Origin of the sequence: Streptomyces sp. NPDC058289, from assembly GCF_042880975.1 — a bacterium.
Lineage (GTDB): Bacteria > Actinomycetota > Actinomycetes > Streptomycetales > Streptomycetaceae > Streptomyces > Streptomyces stoeckheimensis.
Genome location: NZ_JBHVYI010000022.1, coordinates 12,184 through 28,874, shown reverse-complemented (window position 1 = coordinate 28,874; position 16,691 = coordinate 12,184). Strand labels below are relative to the sequence as shown.

The 16,691-nt window shown below is 68.7% G+C and carries 11 protein-coding genes and 2 pseudogenes; 9 read left to right on the top strand and 4 right to left on the bottom strand.

Translation table 11 applies throughout. The features are described from left to right. Window positions 1-163: 163 nt before the first annotated feature. Window positions 164-1,501 carry a hypothetical protein gene (locus ACFVX6_RS13885; RefSeq protein ID WP_389691045.1) on the bottom strand — a complete coding sequence of 446 codons (1,338 nt, stop codon included), beginning with the start codon at window positions 1,499-1,501 and terminating at the stop codon, window positions 164-166. Between the two features lie 709 nt (window positions 1,502-2,210). Between ACFVX6_RS13885 and ACFVX6_RS13880 the strand changes: the two genes are divergently transcribed. Together ACFVX6_RS13880 and ACFVX6_RS13875 are read left to right on the top strand one after the other, a co-directional pair. Beyond that, the gene (locus ACFVX6_RS13880; protein ID WP_389691168.1) at window positions 2,211-2,612 is read left to right on the top strand and encodes a DUF6000 family protein; all 402 of its coding nucleotides are present in this window, start codon (window positions 2,211-2,213) and stop codon (window positions 2,610-2,612) included. Window positions 2,613-3,456: 844 nt separating this feature from the next. Continuing rightward, window positions 3,457-3,947, top strand: a pseudogene (locus ACFVX6_RS13875) (transposase); the annotation flags it as partial. A 67-nt stretch (window positions 3,948-4,014) separates the two neighbouring features. Here ACFVX6_RS13875 and ACFVX6_RS13870 read toward each other — a convergent pair. Then, window positions 4,015-4,446, bottom strand: coding sequence for a VOC family protein (locus ACFVX6_RS13870; RefSeq protein WP_389691043.1), 432 nt, complete (start codon window positions 4,444-4,446; stop codon window positions 4,015-4,017). A 359-nt stretch (window positions 4,447-4,805) separates the two neighbouring features. Between ACFVX6_RS13870 and ACFVX6_RS13865 the strand changes: the two genes are divergently transcribed. Next, window positions 4,806-4,997, top strand: coding sequence for a DUF4236 domain-containing protein (locus tag ACFVX6_RS13865; protein ID WP_052876879.1), 192 nt, complete (start codon window positions 4,806-4,808; stop codon window positions 4,995-4,997). Between the two features lie 231 nt (window positions 4,998-5,228). Here ACFVX6_RS13865 and ACFVX6_RS13860 read toward each other — a convergent pair whose 3' ends face one another. Further along, entirely contained in the window at window positions 5,229-6,350 is a 1,122-nt protein-coding gene (locus ACFVX6_RS13860; RefSeq protein ID WP_389691041.1) for a terpene synthase family protein, read from the bottom strand. Window positions 6,351-7,303: 953 nt separating this feature from the next. Then, on the bottom strand, window positions 7,304-8,479 hold the full coding sequence (locus ACFVX6_RS13855; protein ID WP_389691039.1) for a hypothetical protein: 1,176 nt from the start codon (window positions 8,477-8,479) through the stop codon (window positions 7,304-7,306). A gap of 193 nt (window positions 8,480-8,672) precedes the next feature. Here ACFVX6_RS13855 and ACFVX6_RS13850 point away from each other — a divergent pair, with 193 nt between their 5' ends. The 6 genes and pseudogenes from ACFVX6_RS13850 to ACFVX6_RS13825 all read left to right on the top strand — a co-directional run bounded on the left by ACFVX6_RS13850 (window position 8,673) and on the right by ACFVX6_RS13825 (window position 16,640). Continuing rightward, entirely contained in the window at window positions 8,673-9,131 is a 459-nt protein-coding gene (locus ACFVX6_RS13850; protein ID WP_389691037.1) for a hypothetical protein, read from the top strand. A 495-nt stretch (window positions 9,132-9,626) separates the two neighbouring features. Then, window positions 9,627-11,423 carry an FG-GAP repeat domain-containing protein gene (locus ACFVX6_RS13845; protein WP_389691035.1) on the top strand — a complete coding sequence of 599 codons (1,797 nt, stop codon included), beginning with the start codon at window positions 9,627-9,629 and terminating at the stop codon, window positions 11,421-11,423. A 294-nt stretch (window positions 11,424-11,717) separates the two neighbouring features. After that, complete coding sequence (locus tag ACFVX6_RS13840; protein ID WP_389691033.1) at window positions 11,718-12,299, top strand: snapalysin family zinc-dependent metalloprotease; 582 nt, start codon at window positions 11,718-11,720, stop codon at window positions 12,297-12,299. Window positions 12,300-12,617: 318 nt separating this feature from the next. After that, window positions 12,618-14,687, top strand: a complete 2,070-nt coding sequence (locus ACFVX6_RS13835) for an MMPL family transporter (protein WP_389691031.1) — start codon at window positions 12,618-12,620, stop codon at window positions 14,685-14,687. A gap of 120 nt (window positions 14,688-14,807) precedes the next feature. Then, a pseudogene (locus ACFVX6_RS13830) lies at window positions 14,808-15,981 on the top strand (sensor histidine kinase). After that, entirely contained in the window at window positions 15,978-16,640 is a 663-nt protein-coding gene (locus ACFVX6_RS13825) for a response regulator (protein ID WP_389691029.1), read from the top strand. Before ACFVX6_RS13830 ends, ACFVX6_RS13825 begins: the two are co-directional and overlap by 4 nt. The last annotated feature ends 51 nt before the right edge of the window (window positions 16,641-16,691 follow it).

The window sequence follows — 16,691 nt, the reverse complement described above, 5'->3', positions numbered from 1 at the left end:
TGGCCGAGTACCACAGACAATCTGCTGGCTGCGGGGTTCCGCCCGTGCTTCACTCCGTTTCCGGGGGAGCGGGCCGGCGGTTCGTCGCCGTCGCCGTCGCCGCAGAGCATCGGCAGACAGCGAATCACCCTCGCTCAGCACCCCCGGAAACGACAGGGACGGATCAGAGCACGTCTACGTAGTCCTCGCGCCCGTTGGACGCGTAGTGCGTCGCGGGAGCGTCGACGTAGCGCATCTGCCAGGTCCCGTCCTGCTGTGCGGTGAACTTCCTGCTGAAGGTGCCGTTGGCCAGGGTTGTCGCCGTGCCCATCTGCTTCCAGGCGCCGCCGGGCGTGGCCGGCTTGAAGTAGATCCGGACCGTCTGTCCGGCCTGCGGCTTCCAGGCGGTGCCGATCTTCTGGGTCAGCAGACCCTTCGCGGTGATGGACGTGCCACGGCGCACGCCCTCGGGCGTCACATCGTCACTCGCGATCCTCGTCAGCCGGCGGCCGAGGCTGACAGGCTGACTCTCCGTCGGGCCCACGCTTCGCTGAGCCCCGTGGACCAGTCGCCACAGCGTGGACTCCCCGGCCGGCCACCGTGTCGCATGGGTGAACGTCTCGCCATACGTGGTGTCGAACTTCCCGGCGTACTGCCAGGTCTTGCCCTTGTCCGCCGAGTACTGGAACTGGACGTTCGCGGAAGTACCGGCCGGCACGGTGCCCTCGGTCACCACCAGCTTTCCGGTGAAGGTGACCTTCTGGAACTTGTCGACGCTTCCCTTCAGTCCAGAGAAAGCGCTCATGTGCGTGGCGTTAACCGAGAAGCGATACGGGACCACGGTCTCAAACCAAGGGCTGGAAACCTGAACCGACATTTTCGCGTCGCCCAGGACCTGGTAGTCGACGTCGAACGAGCCGTCGGGGCGGGTGTTGTCGTACCCGTTGCCACACTCGCTGGTATCCGTGACGACCACGCAGCCGTCCTTCGTAACCGAGACTTGCGTTCCCGAAACCGGCTGCTCCGTTCCGTCCTCGGCGACGCGGGTGAGCGTGCCCCTCACGGGGAGGAAGGTTTCGTACCGTCCGTTCGCCACCGCGCCGGGCGCCTTCACCGTCAGCTTCGCGGTCTGCTTGCGGACCTGGAGCGCGACCTCCTTGGAAACCCCCCAGTCGCCGCCGAGCCTGGCCGTCAGGACGGTCTTCGGCTCACTGCCGTAGAACCCGAAGGGCCCGGTGAAACGTCCCTCCCCATCAGTGGTCAGCCTCGACGGCTCGATCGCGGTCGGGTACAGGTTGACATCGGCGCCGGTGAGCGGCTTGACCTCGTGCGTGTTCGGATCCTCCGCAACCAGCGTTCCCGAGGCAACGCCGGAACGGCGGTCGTAGGACACGGTGGACACAGAGGAGGTGAGGCTCGTGAACCGCGGATTGATGGCGAAGTTCAGGATTCCCGTCAGAGCGCCGACCTGCTCATCGGTCTTACCTTCGTTCCGTACGAGCTCCATGTCGTAGACGCCCATCCGCACGTTGAGCCGACCGGGCGCCGATTCGTACGTACGCGTGTAGCACATCTCGTCCTCACACCGGCCGCCGGTGAACCCACCGACCCGGCCCACCACAGGACCACCGTTCCTCTCCCGCACCCGGACCGTGAGATTACCGACCTGTGCCGGGGTCTCCCCGCTGAACAGGTCCACGTGGACCACCCCACCGGAATCCACCGAGCCGAAGACCTCCCCGCTCGGTGGGCTGCTGCCGGCCTGGGCCGACGGTGCGATGACCAAGGAGGATACGACCATGGCGACGGCGGAGCCGAGCACCGTAACGGACCGTTTGGCCGTGATTCTCTTCAAAAAATGCCTCCGCGAACAGAGAAGTGGCTTGCCAACACCGGTTCGACACACGAAGCACGGAGATGGTTGCCCCACTCAGCGGACCAACATCAAAAACTCGCCCTCCACCTTGTTACACGGCGCCAGTGAGCCCCTTCCACCCTCTTGGGGAGTTCGGTGAGGGGCGAGTGATCACAGGCCTTCCAGCGTCCAAGCTGCGTCCGGTCTGTAGAGCCAAGCCTGGGCCGAATAGCCGCTGGCAGCTGGGACCTCGCCGGGCAAAGATGCCGCCATGCGCTACGCCAACACCGACTCTGAGCACATGTACCTGGTCCGACGGTTCGTCACGCCCGGCGGTGCCGGCGGCTGGGTGGAAGCTCGCTGCGGTTGAGCGGACCTGAGCGCGACCTGCCGCATCGGCGAACTTCTGCCGGCCGGCGCAGGCCCCTATGGCGGGTCCTGCTGCATCACTCTTGCCGCTTTCGGCACCAGCGCGGACGCCGATCTGGTCTGCAGATACCTTGATCGCTACCTGCCTCAAACCCACCTCGTCTACGACCGGACCTTTGTTCTCAGCACACTGCTTCACCTCGACGCCGTCCTGGGGACCGAGCGAGCATCCCCGTACCTTGCTGCCGGCTGCCGGCTGCCGGCTGCCGGTGGCCGGTGGCAGCGGTGGACCGATGTCACGACGAACATGGTGCTGGATCCGCAGGAGTACCGCAGGTCGTGGACCGGCTCTGTGGCCTTCGCCAGCGAGTGCGCTGAGCTCTTCACCAGAACGGAAACCAGGAACTGAGCGTCCCGACCTGACCGCTGGACGCCGACTGCTTCGGACCCCTCGGTAGAGTCTGGGCAATGACGGGAAACGAGGGCCGCTGGCCAAAGATCGACCAGGACGGCGGCATCGAGGACGTGATGGTCCTCATCCTGGAATGACTGGGTGAGCAAGGCGTGAACGCCATGATCAGAGTCGACGCCGAGAGGGTGGCCGACAACGCACCGGCGTGGACGTTCGCAGCCAGCGGCGGTCCCTTGGAGCACGGCATGCGAGCCGACGGGAGGACTGTGCAGCAATGCATGTCCATAGCGCTGTCCAAGCTGCGCGAGGCAGGGCTGTCGGTTCCGTTTTGATCTTCGCTTTCGCTCGCCTCTGACTTCGATCACGCAGTTTGCCCCGGCGTCACGGCGCTTCCTACGGACCGACTGAAGCCCCGGCATACCGAGTTGGACCGCAGCCGACTCCTCTCGGCCGGTGCGTCGACCTGGGCGAGCTCGTCCCACCAATCTTCGACCTCAAGTGACCACAGTGGATGGCCCTTCTCGGCTTCGGGGGGGAAAGGGCACTGCCGCCTCCGCGCGCGTCGCGGGGAGAGCGGCTGCCGCCGGGGTCCGAGGCCCGGGGACGGTGGTCTGAGCGCCGTCGTCGGGGGCTGCCGGGAAGCCGCTCCGCTGCCGAGGGAGATGGGCGGAGGCGTCGGAGTTCCCGGTGCCGCGCGGATCCCGTGCGGCAGTCGTGGTGCCGGTGGCCGGGGCCGCGTGAGCATCGTTCTCCCGCACGGCTCCTGCCGGCGAAGCCTCGCTGCAGTCCGGGCTGCGTGCTCCGCTGTCTATGCGTCTGACCCGCTTCCAGCCGGCCAAACGCCGCCTACTGGCGCGCGAACCTGACGATGCGCCAACTCGCCCCATTGTTTGGCATCTCGCAGTCGGCGGCCGACCGCATCATCGACCAGCTCGGCCCGCTGATCGCATGCCGGCCTCGGCGCCGGATCGCCAAGGGCGCCGTGCTGGTAGTCGACGGCACCCTGGTGCCTACCCAGGACAACAGCATCGCTGAACAGCCAAAGACTTACCGGTACTCCACCAACCACCAGGTCGCCATTGACGCGGATACCCGCCTGGTCGCTCGCTGTGGTCGGTGAGTCTTTGCCCGGCAATCGCAACGACTGCCGGGCATGGGAGGAGTCTGGCGCGAAGGCCGTCGTGGGCAGGACCCTTACGATGGCCGACGGCGGCTATTCGGGCAGCGGCCTCCTCATGCCCCACCGCCGCACCCTGCCGTCTCAAGGGCGACGGGGTCCGACACGCCATGCTCGGCATCGCCCGACTGCACTACCTCGCTCTCACGGGATAGCCCCTGCCGCATACGAGACCTGAGAGGTCCCCGGGAGACGGCTCCACCTCGCAGTCTCGGAGGAGAATCAGGCGAGGCAGAACTCGTTGCCCTCGATGTCCTGCATCGTGATGCACGACTCGTTGACGCCATCGGCGCGCTGCGTCAGCACGTGTTTCGCGCCGAGCGCCATCAGCCGTGCGCATTCGGCCTCGAGTGTGGCCAGGCGCTCGTCACCCACGAGCCCTGTGCCGACCCGCACATCAAGATGCACCCGGTTCTTGACGACCTTGCCTTCGGGAACCCGCTGGAAGAGCACGCGCGGGCCCACACCCGAGGGATCAGCGCACGCGAAGTAGACCTCGTCCTCAGGCGGCAGCGAGCGGTGGTACTCCTCCCACGTGGCAAAGCCCTCCGGGACCGTCGGTACGACGTACCCCAGCACCTCGCTCCAGAAGGCGGCGAGGCGCGCAGGTTCCGCGCAGTCGAAGGTCACTTGGAACTGCTTGATCGTTGACATCGGCGCACGATAACAGGGCCTTGCTCATCTCCCCGGGCGGGGGGATCCACACGTTGCCGGGAGCATGGCCCCTGCCATCCGCCGCTGTGTCGTGCGGTCACAGGGGGGTGAAGCGAGGTCGGCTCCTCCTTCAAAGAGTGGGACCCAGGATCCGATCTCAGCCGACCACTCTCGTGCCAAAGATCAGGTACGGGACAGCCCTTAGCCCCGCGGATTCGGCACCGCCGTTGCGGTCTGAGGGGACAGCGGGCGCATGGAACGGGGAGCACCGGACATACGGACGGACGGTACTTCAACCGGCCTGAATGCAGTCACAGTTGGGCCGCCCGTCCGTACGCGCACCGAGGAAGTGAGACGACATGCCGCTGACATTCCGCAAGAGCTTCAGGATCCTGCCCGGTGTCCGGCTCAACATCAACCGCAAGTCGTGGTCGATCACCACCGGCGGCGGCAAGCACGGCCCCCGCCGCACCCACAGCAGCACCGGACGCCGCACCACCTCGGTGGACCTGCCCGGCCCCTTCGGCTGGCGCAAGACCCGCCGCGGCTGATCCGCGCGCGGCCCATCGACTCCACGCCCCGGCCGGACATGCCGGGGGGCGGACATGCCGGGGGCGGACGATCCTGTTCGCGAGGAAAGCGCGGCTGTCGGCGCCGCCGATGACAGTGCCCACCGCGAGGGGCAGGTTACCGAGTACCGCTTCGCGGTGGTGCCGATGGATAGTGCCGGGTCCGCCGGCCAGGGTGTTGGTGGCTCCCATGCATCCTGCAGCCGGGGCCACTCATTCCCCGGCCGGGACCGCAGTTGACGTGGGCTCAGGCATGATCGCCTCAGGTGCGGCTGCTCCTGCCTGGCGGAGTACCTGCGCGGGCCTTGAGGACGCGCCTCCGGTCGCCCCGATCACTTGCAGTTCCCCACCAGTGAACACGCCCTCAAAACCGCCCCCATGGAATCGTGGCGAAGTCTGGTGGTAGCGGAGGTTTCCCGCGCTGATGTCCTCCAGGCGATCGCAGTACTCTTCAGCTTCTGGTGTGAGGGCCCAACGCGAACGGAGCGCCACAAACTGGCGTTCCGTCTCCTCTATCCTCTCGACGAGCCTGTTCAAGGCTTCCTGAATGCCCAGGCCGTAGATGTGTTGTAGTACTGAGACGGCCTGAACGTGCCGCTTCTTACCGTTCCTATCGTTCCACTCCTTCCGGAACGAATACAGATCATTGACGAGGCAGCAGTGATGCGCCGTCAGCCGGTCGAGTTGCGCCCGCTCGGTCGACTCCCACTCTTCCGCGGAAAGGCTCCGCTCCAACAGCGCGGGAATGGTCGCGGTGAACAGCGGGACAGCGAAGTTGATGTGGCGGTACTCCAGGTACTCGCCCCACCCCATCCGGGGCGATCGGATCGCGAGGTCTTCCTGGTACTGCGCTTGCGCCATGTACGCGATGCGCCGCAGGAAGTACCGGGCCAGCGCCTCCGGGAGCTTCTCGGCGATCGCCATGGCTGCAGTCAGATTGTGCCGGGGCAGTCCTTTGCCCCAGTCGCATGCCACGAACACGTCGTCAGCGTGCGACTGTCGGAACAGCAGCGTGACCGTGCGTTCCCATAGCCGTTCAGCGCTGCCGGCGCCGCTCGTTTCGTACAGGGCCTCCTGCTTGTTCTCAATGACCGTGTACAGCGCATTGAAGCGGCACCAACGGCTCAGCAGGTCGGCATCCACGTCAGGGAAACACAACGCCGCCCACGTCGTGTAGTTGTCGGCATGCACCGGCGCAGGCACGCGGGGGTCATCGCTGAACAGGCCGAACGCCCACGCGTTCGCATCCGCGTCCATCTCGGTGGAGTGGTGCGGGTTGATGCGCCAGCGAAAGCCGGTCCGCACTGAGGGGATGGTGAACGTCTGGGTTCCCATAGCGGTCTTTCCTGCTCTGTTCTGGATGCTGGCGCATATCAGAAAATGCCCTACGAGACGCACGGCACACCCGCGACACCAGGAAAAGCCCCATACGGATTACAGCACTGAGTACGGCGTTTCAAGGCGGACGGGGTCGTCTGTAGCGGTCGAGGCGAGGACGTGGTGGCGGTGCCAGCCAAGCCGCAGGACGCTCAGCTTGCCGTTGTCGACGGCTTCCCGCACGAGCCTGTCTGCACCCTCACGTCGCCATGTGCTTCCCGGGCCTGCGCTGGGCGGACCAAAGCGTCGGCGTCGCCCGCTTCGGCAGCGCGCCACGTCAGGACTTCCGCTTCCATGCGGTCTCCGGCGCCGTGGCTCACCCTGGACACGCACCGGCTCTGGGGCGCCAGCGCCGGCGTCGGATACCTGGGTGCGGCCGCGGCCGCCGCCGACACCCCGGCTCGCTGAGTACCTCGCCCTGGCTGGCCCGGGCCAGCCGTGGACCGGCGCGAAATTCTCCTCGGCATGGGGCACCCGCGACGTCGTCGCCACCACCCCGTGGTCCGGCCCGACCTTGTCGCGGAGATCGTGTTGACACCCCTGTCGACCGTGGCGGCGTCTACCGGCATCCCCGCCGCCGAGCGCGTCCACCAGCTCCTTGAAGCGGCGAACTCCACCTTCATGAACAGTCGGACCTTGCCTGAGGTGCCGTCACCGCTTCGGCCGGGATGAGCTCTCGCCGCGTGTCGCATCCGTCGGAGGCGATCAGGCCCTTGTTTGAGTGCTTGTACAGGTCCCGCTTGTAGGTCTCTCTGTGCTCGACGGCGACGGCGACGGCGACGGTCGATCGCCTCGAACAACGGCAACGGTGCCCCGCACTCCGGCCGCGCGCGGCGCCTCACCCGGCCGGGTGGCGGGATTCACCGGAGAATTGGTCTGCTTCCGGCTCGGTGTACCCGCCCTGGGGGGACCTACTGAGTACAGCCGGTGACAGCGGGGTTTGAGGGATCGCAGTTGCCGGGGTTGTTGTTTTTGATGGTGGTGTGGTTGAGGGTGACGGTTCCGCCTTCGTTGTGGAGGCCGGCGGGGGCGTGGGCCGCGGTATTGCCGGTGATACGGGAGTCGTTGAGCGTTGCGTCACCCTGGTTGTGAATGCCACCGCCGGTTCCTTGAGTGACAGCGTTCCTGTCGATGGCGGTGTTGCGGGTATTGAGCGTTCCAAAGTTGTAGATGCCGCCACCGGAGAAGCTTGCAGTGTTGCCACGGATGGTGGTGAGCATGTTGATGGTGAGCGTGCCGAAGTTGGCGATGCCCCCGCCGGTTCTGGCGTCGTTGCTGCGGATCTGGCTGTCGGTGATGGTCGCGGAGGAACTGTTGTTGTGGATGGCGCCGCCCAGGCCTCTTGCCTCGTTGCCGGTGAGGATGCTCGAGGTCAGGGTGAAGGGTGCAGAGATGCTGCTGTGCGAGATGGCTCCGCCGTTGCCACCGCTGACGGGGCCGGTGGAGTTGTTGGTGAAGACACTGAGATCTACGCGTGTGGTGCCGCTGCTCAGGATGGCACCGCCGTGGCCGGCTTCGGTGTTGTTGCCTTTGAAGTAGGAACCTTCGACGCGGAGGGTTCCATTGTTGTTGTTGATGGCGCCGCCTCCGTTGCTGGAGGTGTTGCCGGTGAGGCGGGTGTTGTCAAGGGAAGCAACGGTGCCGAATCCCAGCTGGATGGCTCCACCCTGGGCGCTTCCTCCGGCTTTGGCGTTGGTGAGGGCAACGTCTCGGAGGGTCAGGTTCGCGCCGGTGACAGGGGGGAGGTTGAAGAAGCGGAATTCGTTGTCGGTTTTGTCGTCGCGGGTGATGGTGGCGTTGCGTCCGTTGATGGTGATGGGGCTGGTGATCTGGGGGAGCGCGGCCTGGCCGGGGCCGGCGATCTGCTCGGTGTAGGTGTAGGTGCAGTCGCGGGCGAGATTGAGGGTGTCGGAGGTGGTGGGGGTGCTGTTGGCGGTGGTGATGGCCTGGATGAGGGCGGCGGGGGAGCACGTGACGTTGATGGCGGCGGCGTGAGCGGGGGTGGCGACCAGGCCGGCGAAAGTGAGTGCGAATGTAGGCGCGGCGAGCAAGGTGGCGGCCTGGCGGGGGCGGCGCAGTGGCCTCATCGTCTGACTCCTTTTTGGGGGAGGCGCCGGGGGGCGATCCGATCATTGTTTACATCAGCTCAATATCCATTCTTTTCAAGACACACCGGGCATATGCTGCGGGGTATTTTGGCCTGTCTTTCACTCTCACCCTTTTTCGGGCCTGCTGCCGCCAGAGGTACGCGAGCAACTGATCCGCTCGCCGATCTCCGCGGTGGAACCCAGCGTCCTGACTCCGCAGTCCACGCCCGCCCTTCAGCGCGCTCTCGACCTCCCCAAGGTGACATCGCTCAACGGGCTGGTCGGCGTCCTGGTGCACCCGGAAGAGGGGCGGTGGCCCGCGGCGAAACCGGACCTGTGGGGCGAAGGCGCGTGGCGCTCGGGCACCCTGCACCTTCCGCAGGCCGCCGAGCCGGCGCCGGGCACCCCCAAACCGGAGCCGGCGTTCTCGGCGGGGGAGAAGGCGGGTATGGAGCGGATCGTGCTCTACATGGCCGGACTCCCGGACCGGGAGTACCGCCGCCCGGCCACGGCCATCCGCGCACCTGACCCGGACGCCGGCCCGTTCCAGAATTCTGGAACGGCTCCGACCCGCTTACGGGCCCAGTCCACGCCCAGCTCGGCGAGCGCGGCTAGCTGCCCTGGGTCGAGCCGGTCGCGGCGCTGGCGGTGAGCCACTGCCCGACCGGCTTTCCGACGGCGACGCCATGCCGCGGTGCGGCGAGCGGGCCCGCTGCTCGTAGGCGGCCCCTGCGGCGGCGAGGCTCTCCGTGAAGCCGGCGTCGGCGGTGGGGGCCTGTCCGTCGACACCGCCGAGCGAGAGGCGCTGCTGCGGGCCCCGCCCCCGGCCCCGCCGCGGCGCGCCGGCCGGCCGACGTGGTGGAGGTCCGGCCGGTCCCCGAGGGCGGCAAGACCGTCCCCGTGCACCTGGCCGCCGGTCCCTGAGCAGGGGGTGCGCCGGCATGTCGTCCTCACATGCCCGGTGCAGAAGCCCAACTGATGTGCCGGGAAGGGGAACCGGCGTGAGCGTGCCGACGTGAATGTCGGCGACGGGGCTTAGCGTGTACGGACGGAAGCGGGGGGCCGTTCACGCACGGACGCGTGATCCCGGACACGCGCATGACGCGTGCCAGGGCAGAGCCCCACGGCTCGATCCTCAGGGGGGATCTTGACTACATCGCACCGCACGTCACCGCAGCGCAGACGGCTGCGCGCCCTGGCCGCCGGGAGCGTTCTCGCCCTGGCCACCGGCGCTCTGGCCGCCACACCGAGCGTCGCCGCACCGAGCGTCGCCGCACCGAGCGTCGCCGCGCCGAGCCTGGGCGCGCCGAGCATCGCCGTGCCGAGCCCGGCCGTGCCGGCGCCGGGACCGTCGACCGTGACCGGAACGGCCGGAGGCCAAGGGCTCCCGACCGTCGTCATGCCGGCCCGGGTCCCGGCCAAGGTGGCCGCTGCCGCCAAGCCGCGGCACGACGTCGACGGCGACGGCGTCAGCGACATGATCGTCATGGAGTACGACCAGGACACGGCCGTCTACCTGTCATCGATCAAGGCCTGGAGCGACTACACGGTCAACAAGACCGATCCGGATCCCGAGGCCTCGTTCAAGGACCTGCTGCCGGTTGGCGACGTCGGCGGCACCACCAAGCCCGAACTCCTCTCGCTCACCTTCGACGGCGTGCTCACGCTCTACGAGGCGGGCGTGAAGAGCACCTCGGCGCCCCTGTGGTCGGGCCGCGGCTGGCAGATTTACAACCGCCTCATCGCCACCGGCGATCTGACCGGCGACCGCCGCCCCGATCTGCTGGCCCGGGACCCCGCCGGTGACCTGTGGCTGTACACCGGAACCGGGACGGTCAGCAGGCCCTTCAACTCCCGGGTCAAGGTCGGCTCCGGCTGGGGGATCTACGACCAGGTCGTGGGCGCCAACGACGTCGACGGCGACGGCATCGGCGACGTCCTCACCCGTAACCTGGCCGGCGAGCTGTGGTTCCACAAGGGAGCCGGCAGCGCCACCGCCCCGCTCAAGCCCGGCGTCAAGGTCGGCACCGGCTGGAACGCGTACAACGTGATCACCGGCTCGGACGACGGCGACGGCGACGGCCGCAGCGATCTGCTCGCCCGCAACCACGACGGCGTGGAGTACTGGTTCAAGTCGATCGGCGGCGGCAAGTTCGCCGCACCCGCCTACTTCGGCAGCGGCTACGAACGCAACAAGTTCATCGTCGGCGCGGGCACCACATCGCTCTTCGGCAAGGGCCAGAACGTGATGACCCAGGCCGACAACGTCCTGGCCAAGTACTACGCCCTGGCCAACGGCACCTACCTGTCGCCGCCGGTCGGGGTCGGCAAGGAGACGCCCGGCTCCCGCAACACGTACGCCACGGGCCTCAACAGCCACAACCACGCCAGCTACGTGCAGAACATCGGTACCGACCTCTACGTCCGCGACGTGAAGGTCAGCACGTCGTGGAACTACACCATGATGGCCGGCCCCGGCGACCTCACCGGCGACGGGAAGGGCGACCTGGTCAGCCGTGACTCCTCCGGCGTCCTGTGGCTGCACCCCGGCGACGGCCTGCCGTACACGAAGTTCGGCACGCGCATCAAGGTCGGCACCGGCTGGAACGGCTACAACGCCCTTGTCGGCGCGGGTGACTACTCCGGGGACGGGCGGCCCGACCTGCTCGCCCGGGACACCGCCGGCGGCCTCTTCCTCTACAAGGGCACCGGCACGGCCGGCGCGCCGTTCGCCGCCCGGGTGCAGGTCGGCAGCGGCTTCAACCAGTACGACAGGCTGTTCGTTCCGGGTGACATCAACGGCGACAGCAAGGGCGACCTGATGGCCCGGCTCCCGGGAGGCGACGTGTACACGTACACCTCGACGGGCAAGACCGGCACCGCCACCTTCGCCCCCCGGGTGAAGTTCGGCTCCGGGTGGAACATCTACAAGAACATGCTCTGACCCCCGCGGCCCCGGGCCGCTGTTGCCGTGGGAGACGGAGGTGCAGATGATCAGGGTCATCAACCCATCGGCAGAAGCCCCTGGGCGGTGCCGCCCGCTGACCGGGCATCGGCCGGAGTGCCTGCCGGAATTGGCTGGCAGGTGCATGACGGGTTGGTGCGGTGCGGGGCTACGTTCTTAGGGCTCCGGAGGGGCGGCTGTCCGAACGTGCGGGCCACAGGCGGGCGGTGGCGGCGTCTCCAGTGCCCCGGTTCCGCCGAGGGGCCGGGCCCCCCACGCATGAAGGAAGACGACATGTCTCTGGGCACCTGGCTGAAAGTCGGCACCTCCGCCGCCGCGCTGCTCCTCGCGGCGGCAACCGCCGCGACCGCTGCACCCGCTGCACCCGCGCCCCTACCGGACGCCACCGCAGCGGTAGTGACGCTCCGTTACGACGACAGTCGGGCCGGCGGCTGGGAATCGGCCATAGCGGCCGGGGTCGCTTCCTGGAACGCGAACGTCAGTAACGTTCGGCTGGTGGAGGCCGCGCCCGGGGTCCGCGCCGAGATCGTCATCGTGGCCACCACCGGCTGGCCGCAGGCCACCCTGGGTCCGGTCCGTCCTGGGCGACAGGTGCGAGTCGAACTCGGCGCGCAGGCCGTGAGCCAGGGGTACGACAAGACGCGCATCGCTGCGCACGAGCTGGGCCACAGCCTGGGCCTCCCGGACACCAAGCCGGGGCCGTGCTCCCAGCTGATGTCCGGGTCCAGCGCTGGGACGGCCTGTACCAACGCCGTGCCCAACGCGACCGAGCGGTCCCGCGTGCAGAACGCGTACGCGAACGGGCTCGCGGCAACCGTGCCGACCGACGGCCGGGTACTCATCGACGCCCCCTGACCGGCGGGTCGGCGGTGGACCGGCGCGGGGGCCCGGCCGGGACGGGACTCCCGGAGGGCAGCCGTGCCGGTCCACTGCTGCGCCCACACTTGGTGAAGTCGAACCACGTCACGGTCAGCTTGCGGCAATTGAAGATGGCGCCGACACGGAACGTCGAACGTCGTCTCGATGCCGGCTCTACTCCCGCGGGAGTAATCCGCTCGCCGGGCCACCCCCGGCAGTACCTGCGAACTCGATCTCAGGCGCGACGATCCGGCCTTCGCCTGCCGGGAGTCTTGGAAGGACACCAAGACATCCGGACCGGAGGGAGGCCCGAACATGGGGGCCGGACTTACACAGAGTCGGCGACGAGCATTGCCCTGGCTGGTGCTCGCGCTGTGGGTCGCCGTGCTCGCGGTCGCCGCGCCGTTCGCCGGGAAGCTCGCCGACGTCACGCGCGACCGCGTCACCGACTATCTGCCCGCGAACGCCGACTCCACCCAGGTGGCCAAGCTCCAGGAGCGGCTGCCCGGTGGCGAGACCACCCAGCTCGTCCTCGTCTACCAGCGCGACTGGGCCCTCACCGCCGCCGACCGCGCGACCGCCGAGCGGCAGATCGGGCAGATCGCCGACGAGCACGAGCTGACCGACACCCCGCAGGGCGTGCCCTCCAAGGACGGCACGACGCTCATGTACCCGGTCAGCACCAACGAACCCGGTGACGACGACGAACTGCGAAACAAGTTCGTCGACGACATCAGGGAGACCGCCCGCTCCGGCGATGGCCTCACCGTCGAGGTCGGCGGCCCCGGCGCGGTCACCCGCGACTCCAAGAAGGTGTACGACTCCCTCGCCGGCCCCCTGCTCTACACCACGGTAGCGGTCGTCGCCATCCTGCTGATCCTGATCTACCGCAGCCCCGTGCTGTGGCTGATCCCGCTGATCACCGCCGGCATCGCCGACTACCTGGCCATGGGCGTCGCTTACGGCCTCAACCAGGCCTTCGGCACCTCCATCTCGGGCGCGGGCACCAGCATCATGACCATCCTGGCCTTCGGCGCCGGCACCGACTACGCCCTGCTCATCGTCGCCCGCTACCGCGAGGAACTGCGCCGCATCGAGCGTCCGTACGAGGCCATGGCAGCCGCCCTGCGCGGTTGCGGGCCCGCCGTGATCGCCTCCTCCGGCACCGTCGCCGTCGGCCTGCTGTGCCTGCTCGCCGCAGACCTCAACTCCAACCGCGCCATGGGCCCCCTCGGCACCGTCGGCGTGCTGTGCGCGCTGATCGCCATGCTCAGCCTGCTGCCCGCCCTCCTGGTCCTGCTCGGCCGCCGCGTGTTCTGGCCGCTCATCCCGGCCTTCGGCAGCATTCCCAAGGAGCGCCGCTCACTGTTCTCGGCAATGGGCAGCTCCGCCGGACGCCGCCCGGTGGCCGTCCTCGTCGCCGGCGCCTTCGCTCTGGGGGCGCTCGCCCTCGGCGCCCTGAACCTGCCCGGCGACCTCAAGCAGGAGGACGCCTTCGTCGACCGGCCGGAGTCCGTCTCCGCCATGCTGACCCTGGCCGACGCCTACCCGGACAGCTCCAGCCAGCCCATCACCGTCATGACTCCGGCCGACCGGGCCGAAGCCACCCTCGAGGCGGCCACCTCCACCGAGGGCGTCGCCTCCGCCCGGATCGGCCGGACGGGAGAGGGCTGGACCGAGGTGTCCGTGATCGCCTCCGCACTGCCGCAGACGGACGCCGAGACCCGCACGATCCAGAGCCTGCGCGACAAGCTGGACGGCTCACTCGTAGGCGGACCCAGCGCCCAGCAGCTCGACCTGGAGAAGACCAACTCCCGAGACCAGCAGGTCGTCGTACCGATCGTCCTCCTCTCCGTCCTGCTCATCCTGATCGTCCTGCTGCGCTCCCTGGTCGCCCCGCTGATGCTGGTCGCCGCCGTGGTCGCGGTCTGGGGCGCCTCCCTCGGCATCGGCGGGCTGGTGTTCGAGCCGCTGTTCGGCTTCCAAGGCACCGACCCCGCCCTCGGCCTGCTGTCCTTCGTGTTCCTGGTGGCCCTCGGCGTCGACTACGGAATCTTCCTGATGCACCGCATGCGGGAGGAAGCCCTGGGCGGCGCCGAACCCGCCGCGGCCGCGCTCACCGCCCTGCGCACCACCGGCGGTGTCATCGCCTCCGCGGGCCTCGTCCTCGCAGCCACCTTCGCGGTGCTGATGAACATGGGCCTCGTCTCACTGGTCCAGCTCGGCTTCGTCATCGCGGTCGGTGTGCTCCTCGACACCTTCCTCGTCCGGACCTACCTCGTCACCAGCGCCAGCGTCGCCCTCGGCCGGAAGGTGTGGTGGCCCGGTCCCATGTCGAAGGCGCCGTCGCCCGAAGTCCTGCTCCGGGAGCCGGAGCACGTCTGACACCTTCCCGACCCCGTGTGATCCCCGTGGGCGCCCCTCCCTTGTGGGAGGGGCGCCCATGTGACGGAGGATGAGCCCGTGCCCGAAGCCGAACGCAAACCCCATCTAGGCGACCGGATCATGACGGTGATCAACCGCGACCCGAGCGAGCGCCGCCCAGCACGCCACCCGCAAGGACGTCCTGCTCGCCCTCGCCGTCACCGTCTTAGCCGTGGTCCTCGCCCTCGTCACCGACTCGGCCCGGCGACCGGACGCGCTGGGCTGGCTCCTGCTGATCGCGGCGCAGCTGCCGATCGTGTTCCGGCGGCGCCACCCGCTGCCCGTGCTGGCCGCGGAGGCCGCCCTGCTCCTGCCGTACCACGCCCTCGACAACAACCACGCCGCCCCCTTCCCGGTCTCGGTCGTCGTGTTGTACAGCGTCGCCGTCATCTGCCGGCCCCTGTACACCGTGCTCGCCACCAGCACGGCCCTGACCGTGGCGCTGAGCGTCATGATGGTCGTCAACAGGAAGCAGGCCGCCGAGGCGCTGCGGATCTCCGGCTGGGTGCTCGCCGTGGTCTTCATCGGCATCGCCCTGCGCTTCTACCGGCAGTACGTAGCCGCCGTCGTCGAGCGCGCCGAACGCGCCGAACGCACACGTGAGCAGGAGGTCCGCCGCCGGGTCGCCGAGGAACGACTGCGCATAGCCCGAGACCTGCACGACCTGCTCGCGCACAGCATCACCCTGATCGGCGTGCAGACCTCCGTCGCCGCGCACATCCTGAACGCAGACCCCGAGCGCCTGGACCGCAAGGCCGTCGCGAAGTCCCTCGACGACATAGCCGAGACCTGCCGCACCGCCCGCAGCGAACTGCGCACCACCCTGGAGGTGCTGCGCGAGCACGGCAACGGCGACGCCCGCGACCCCCTGCCCGACCTGCACGGCCTCGGAGGTCTCGTGGCGGCCGCCCGGATCTCCGGGGCCGAGGTGGACCTGACGGTCACCGCCGAAGAGGTGCCGCCCGCCGCCGTCGGCGCGGCCGCCTACCGGATCGTGCAGGAGGCCCTCACCAACGCCGTACGCCACGGCGGCAGGCAGGACCTCGGCATCCGGGTCGGCGTGCGCGCCGGGGAAGGCTCCCTATGGGTCACCGTCACCGACGACGGGACCGGCACGGGCGGGGGCACGCCCGGGTTCGGGCTCGTCGGCATGCGCGAGCGGGCGCGCAGTGTCGGCGGAACGCTGGACGCGGGGCCACTTCCCGGCAAGGGTTTCGAGGTCCGTGCCGTACTGCCGCTGGGAGGCAACCCGTGACCATCCGCGTTCTGCTCGCCGACGACCAGGCGCTCGTACGGGCCGCGTTCGCGATGCTCCTCGAGTCGTCTCCGGACATGACGGTCGTCGGACAGGCAGGCACCGGCCGGGAGGCCGTCGCACTGGCCCGCACGGAACGCGCCGACCTGGTGGTGATGGACATCCGCATGCCCGACCTCGACGGCATCGAAGCCACCCGGCTGATCGCCGCGGACGAGGATCTGGCCGGGGTGAAGGTGCTGGTGCTCACCACCTATGACACGGACGAGCACATCGTCGAGGCCCTGCGCGCCGGGGCCTCCGGCTTCCTGGTCAAGGACACGCGTCCCGCCGAACTCCTGGAGGCGATCCGCACGGTGGCCGGCGGGGAGGCCCTCCTCTCGCCCGGCCCGACCTCCCGGCTCATCGCCCGCTTCCTGCGCAGCCCCACGGCAGCGCCGCCCGAGGCCGGTCCCGAATGCCTCACCGTCCGCGAGCGCGAGGTCCTCACCCTCGTCGCGTGTGGCCTCAACAACACCGAGATCGGCGAGTCCCTCGGTCTCAGCCCCCTGACCGCCAAGACCCACGTCAGCCGCATCATGGGCAAGCTGGGGGCACGGGACAGGGCGCAACTGGTCATCGTGGCGTACGAGTCGGGGTTGGTAAGCCCGGGGGCGTGAATCGGTGCGTTGGTGACCCTGGGCAGGCGCCGGCCAGGTGAGGTGGTTGTC

What these genes read in the sequence shown, in the direction of transcription:
- ACFVX6_RS13885 (WP_389691045.1), bottom strand. Translation starts at nt 1,501, where the DNA reads ATGGGCGTCTACGACATGGAGCTCGTACGGAACGAAGGTAAGACCGAT.
- ACFVX6_RS13835 (WP_389691031.1), top strand. Translation starts at nt 12,618, where the DNA reads ATGGGGGCCGGACTTACACAGAGTCGGCGACGAGCATTGCCCTGGCTG.
- ACFVX6_RS13860 (WP_389691041.1), bottom strand. Translation starts at nt 6,350, where the DNA reads ATGGGAACCCAGACGTTCACCATCCCCTCAGTGCGGACCGGCTTTCGC.
- ACFVX6_RS13870 (WP_389691043.1), bottom strand. Translation starts at nt 4,446, where the DNA reads ATGTCAACGATCAAGCAGTTCCAAGTGACCTTCGACTGCGCGGAACCT.
- ACFVX6_RS13840 (WP_389691033.1), top strand. Translation starts at nt 11,718, where the DNA reads ATGTCTCTGGGCACCTGGCTGAAAGTCGGCACCTCCGCCGCCGCGCTG.
- ACFVX6_RS13865 (WP_052876879.1), top strand. Translation starts at nt 4,806, where the DNA reads ATGCCGCTGACATTCCGCAAGAGCTTCAGGATCCTGCCCGGTGTCCGG.
- ACFVX6_RS13855 (WP_389691039.1), bottom strand. Translation starts at nt 8,479, where the DNA reads ATGAGGCCACTGCGCCGCCCCCGCCAGGCCGCCACCTTGCTCGCCGCG.